Origin of the sequence: Mesorhizobium sp. (genome assembly GCF_024509055.1) — a bacterium.
GTDB lineage: Bacteria > Pseudomonadota > Alphaproteobacteria > Rhizobiales > Rhizobiaceae > Mesorhizobium.
In genome coordinates this window covers 1-4,222 of sequence record NZ_JANINM010000124.1, presented here as the reverse complement: position 1 = coordinate 4,222, position 4,222 = coordinate 1, and the positions used below count along the sequence as shown (strand labels likewise).

Annotated in this window: 2 protein-coding genes; one reads left to right on the top strand and one right to left on the bottom strand. The window is 68.5% G+C overall.

Going from position 1 to position 4,222, the window contains the following annotated elements; translation table 11 throughout:
* The first annotated feature begins 318 nt into the window (after positions 1 to 318).
* Entirely contained in the window at positions 319 to 1,530 is a 1,212-nt protein-coding gene (locus Q0L57_RS06835) for an MFS transporter (protein ID WP_296739877.1), read from the top strand.
* A gap of 43 nt (positions 1,531 to 1,573) precedes the next feature.
* On the opposite strand, the gene Q0L57_RS06830 is transcribed toward Q0L57_RS06835, so the two are convergent.
* Positions 1,574 to 3,886, bottom strand: a complete 2,313-nt coding sequence (locus Q0L57_RS06830; RefSeq protein ID WP_296739876.1) for a cation:proton antiporter — start codon at positions 3,884 to 3,886, stop codon at positions 1,574 to 1,576.
* Positions 3,887 to 4,222: the final 336 nt, after the last annotated feature.

Sequence of the window (4,222 nt, the reverse complement as noted above, 5' to 3'; positions counted from 1 at the left end):
GTCCTGCCGGACATCTCCCCCTCAAGGGGGGAGATCGACTAGCGCATTGGCTTTCGCCAATTTCCGGCGTTGCAGAAGGAGCGCCGGCATCGAGACATCTAATCTCCCCCCTTGAGGGGGAGATGTCCGGCAGGACAGAGGGGGGTGCCTCGCGCCAACCTGGCAGGACAGCGCACCCCTCGAAAAAACCAGATAAAAAATGCAACCGGATTTGTAGGATCGCCTTCGGCGCCGGCGTCCTCCGGACGCAAGCGGCGCGGCGAGACTGGAAAAACCGTGCCGCATCAAACAGGATGCCTTACGGCATGGGAGAAAACCATGAACCATTCCTATCGTTGGGTCATCGTCGCGGCGGGCGCGCTGATGACCTGTGTGGCGCTCGGCGCCATGTTCTCGCTGGCGATCTTCCTCGAGCCGATGGCGCTCGACACCGGCTGGTCGCGCGCCGGCATTTCCAGCGCCATGACGCTGAATTTCCTGGTGATGGGGCTGGGCGGCTTCGCCTGGGGCTCGATCTATGACCGGGTCGGCGCGCGGCCGGTCGTGCTGGCCGGCGCAGCACTGCTCGGCCTGGCGTTGGTGGTGGCGAGCCGCGCCGGCTCGTTGCTGACCTTCCAGCTCAGCTACGGCGTGATCGTGGGGCTGGCGGCCAGCACCTTCTTCGCGCCGATGATCGCACTCACCACCGCCTGGTTCGACACGCAGCGCAGCCTTGCCGTGTCGCTGGTTTCGGCCGGCATGGGCGTGGCGCCGATGACGATCTCGCCCTTCGCCCGCTGGCTGATCTCGGCCTATGACTGGCGCACCGCCATGTTCGACATCGGCGTGATGTCCTGGGTGCTGCTCGTCCCGGCCGTGCTTTTGGTGCGCCAGCCGCCGGCGGCGATCGCCACGGCCGACGGCAGCGCCCCCTCGCGCGGCGCCGACGATCCCGGCATGAGCGTGGCCCAGGCGCTGCGCTCGCCGCAGTTCCTGGTGCTCGGCCTCACCTTCTTCGCCTGCTGCGCGGCGCATTCCGGGCCGATCTTCCACATGGTGAGCTATGCCATGGCCTGCGGCGTGGCGCCGATGGCCGCCGTCTCGATCTACAGCGTCGAGGGGCTCGCCGGCCTCGGTGGGCGCGTGCTCTATGGCGTGCTCGCCGACAGGCTGGGCGTCAAGCCGGTGCTGATCGCCGGCCTCGCCATCCAGGGCCTGGTGATCGCGGCCTATCTGGCGGCCGGCCGGCTCGAGCATTTCTACGTGCTCGCCATCATCTTCGGCGCCACCTATGGCGGCGTGATGCCGCTCTACGCGGTGCTGGCGCGCGAATATTTCGGCGGCCGCATCATCGGCACCGTGCTCGGCGCCGCGACCATGCTCTCCAGCCTCGGCATGTCGTTCGGGCCCCTGGCCGGCGGCATGATCTACGACGCCTATGCCAGCTATTCGTGGCTGTTCATCGGCTCGGCGCTGATCGGCCTGGGCGCCGCCGGCATCGCCATCGCCTTCCCGCCGCAGCCAAGCCGGCAGCGGCTGCAGATGGCGTGAGGACTGTCGATCTCCCCCCTTGTGGGGGAGATTGGCTCACCACCTACCCCGTGCCCGTCCCCGAGCGCACCGCCTCGCGGTCGCTTTCGTCGCGGCGCACCCGCTCGTCGGAGATCAGCACCACAGGGCACGGGCAGCGGCGCAGCACGCCGCTGGTCGTCTCGCCGAAGATCAGCTCCTCGCCCGGCCGGCGCGCGACGCCCATGACGATCAGCGCCACGCTCCTGCCGGCCTGGCGGGCGATGGCATCGGCGGCGGCGGCCTTGCTGCGGATGGCGGTCTCGATCTCGACGCCGTAGCGGTCGGCGAGCGCGACGATGTCCTTCAGCACGGCTTCCCGGCGGCGGTGCGAGACGGTGTCGCGCGGCTCCTCGCGGCCGGCGCGCGCGACATAGAGCATCTTGACCGACGCGCCGGTGACGGCGGCAATGGCAAGCGCCAGTTCGGCGCCACGGCGCGCCACCGAGGTGCCGTTGACCGGCACCAGGATCTTGCCCGCTCCCGGGCCGAGCCTCGGCATGTGGCGGCCGGCGGTCGCCGGCTTCAGCACCAGGCAGAGCGGGCCGTCGAAGGCGCCGGTGACCTCGTTGAGGCGATGCGAAAAGCCGCCCTTCGATGTCACCGCGCGGCCGAGGCCGACGAGCAGCATGCCGTAGCCCTTGCGCGCCTCCTTCGCCACCGCCTCGGCCGAGAGTGGAAAGTCGTGCCGGCGGCGGGTGAGCGGCGCCTCGCGGACGGGCACCTCGTTCGCCTCCTTGGCCGCCTCGCGGCCCTCCTCCGCGCCCTTCTCGATCTCCTCTATATGCGCGGCATCGGCGGCGTCGGCGTCGCTCTCGCCGCTCGAGTGCAGCACCGTCGTCGGCTTGCCGGCGCCGATGACGCCGGCAAGATAGGCGGCGAAGCGGCCGACGACGCCGTCGTCGACCACCACCAGCAGCCGCTCCAGATTGGCGATGAAGCCGCGCTGGTCGATCTCCTCGCGCTCCAGCCGCTTCTTCTCGACCTCGCCCATCGGCAGCCGTCCCAGCGCCCAGCGCAGCGTCGGCGGCATCGCCAGGGTGGTGATGACGGCCATGGTGACGATCATGGTGAAGAGGTTGTGCGAGAGCACGCCGATCGACAGGCCGATCGAGGCGACGATCACCTCGGTGGAGCCGCGCGCATTCATGCCGCAGCCGACGGCGATGGCCTCGCTGCGCCCCATGCCGGCCATCTGCGCGCCGATGAAGGCGCCGCCGAACTTGCCGATCGAGGCGATGACCACCAGCGCCACGGTGAACAGCGCGAGCTGCGGGTCGACGAGCACCGTGAGGTCGGCCGAGAGGCCGGCGACGCCGAAGAACACCGGCATGAACAACGCCGTGATGACGCCGCGCAGCTGCCCTTCGATGTGGCGCGACAGGATCGGCGATTCACCCACCAATATGCCGGCGACGAAGGCGCCGAGCACGGTATGCACGCCGATCAGGTCGGTGATCAGCGCCATCACACCCATGATGGCGAGGATGACGGTGATCACCGCATATTCGCTGTGGAAGGTGTCGTTGGTCCAGCGGATGGCGTCGAAGACCATGCGGCGGCCGAGCGTGAAGGAGAAGACCATGAAGGCGGCGACGCCCAGGATGGTGAAGGCAAGGCTGCCGAGCTCGATGCGCCCCTTGGTGGCGATGCCGATGGTGATGGCGATGATGACCCAGCCGATCGTGTCCTCGATGATGGCCGAGGAGACGATGATCTGGCCGAGGTCGCGGCGCATGAAGTTCATCTCGCGCACCACCATGGCGACGATCTTGACCGAGGAGATCGACAGCGCCGTGCCGAGGAAGAGGCCGGCGACTACACGCTCGCCGCCGGAGGGCAGCAGCGAGGCCGGCATGAACTGCGCCGCCACGAAGCCGAGCACGAACGGCACCGCGACGCCGGTGACCGAGATGGAAAAGCAGGCGCGGCCGACGCGGCGCACCAGCCGAAGGTCCGTCTCCATGCCGGTGAGCAGCAGGAGCATCAATATGCCCAGCTGCGCCACCGCGTTGATCATCGACTTCTGCGAGGCGTCGTCGACAAAGATCACGCGCTCGGCCGCCGGCCACACCCAGCCGAGCAGCGAAGGGCCCAGCAGGATGCCGCCAATCAGCTGGCCCATCACCGCCGGCTGGCCGAGGCGCTCCAGCAACTCGCCGATGCCGCGGCCGACGACGAGCAGCAGGATGAGCTCGGCGACGAAAATGCCTTCGCTCGACATGCCGGATTTTTGCGCTGCCCCGGCCACGGCCGGCATCAAGGCGAGCACGGCGGCCGCGAGCGCGAGTGATACCGACAGCGACCGGCGTCTGCTGAGCATGATGGACAATAGCATGCACCCCTCGATTATGCGCCGCCATAACGGTTTCGTGTGTGAATGAGTTGCACTGGACTCCGTTCGATGCTGGCGATTGACACGAGGTCGTCATCCTAGGGCGGAGCAGGGAGCGAAGCGACGCGCGCAGACCCTGGGATCCATGCCGTGACCTGTGAGCGTTGCAACGGGTGCGGAATTCTGATTGGCCGCATCTTTCGGCGACCGTCACGGCATGGATCCTCGGGTCAAGCCCGAGGATGACGAAGCGTTGGCGGCGCCGCAGAACCAGCCGCCGATAGGCCGGCGGGACAGCGCCCCCCTCTGCCCTGCCGGGCATCTCCCCCACGAGGGGGG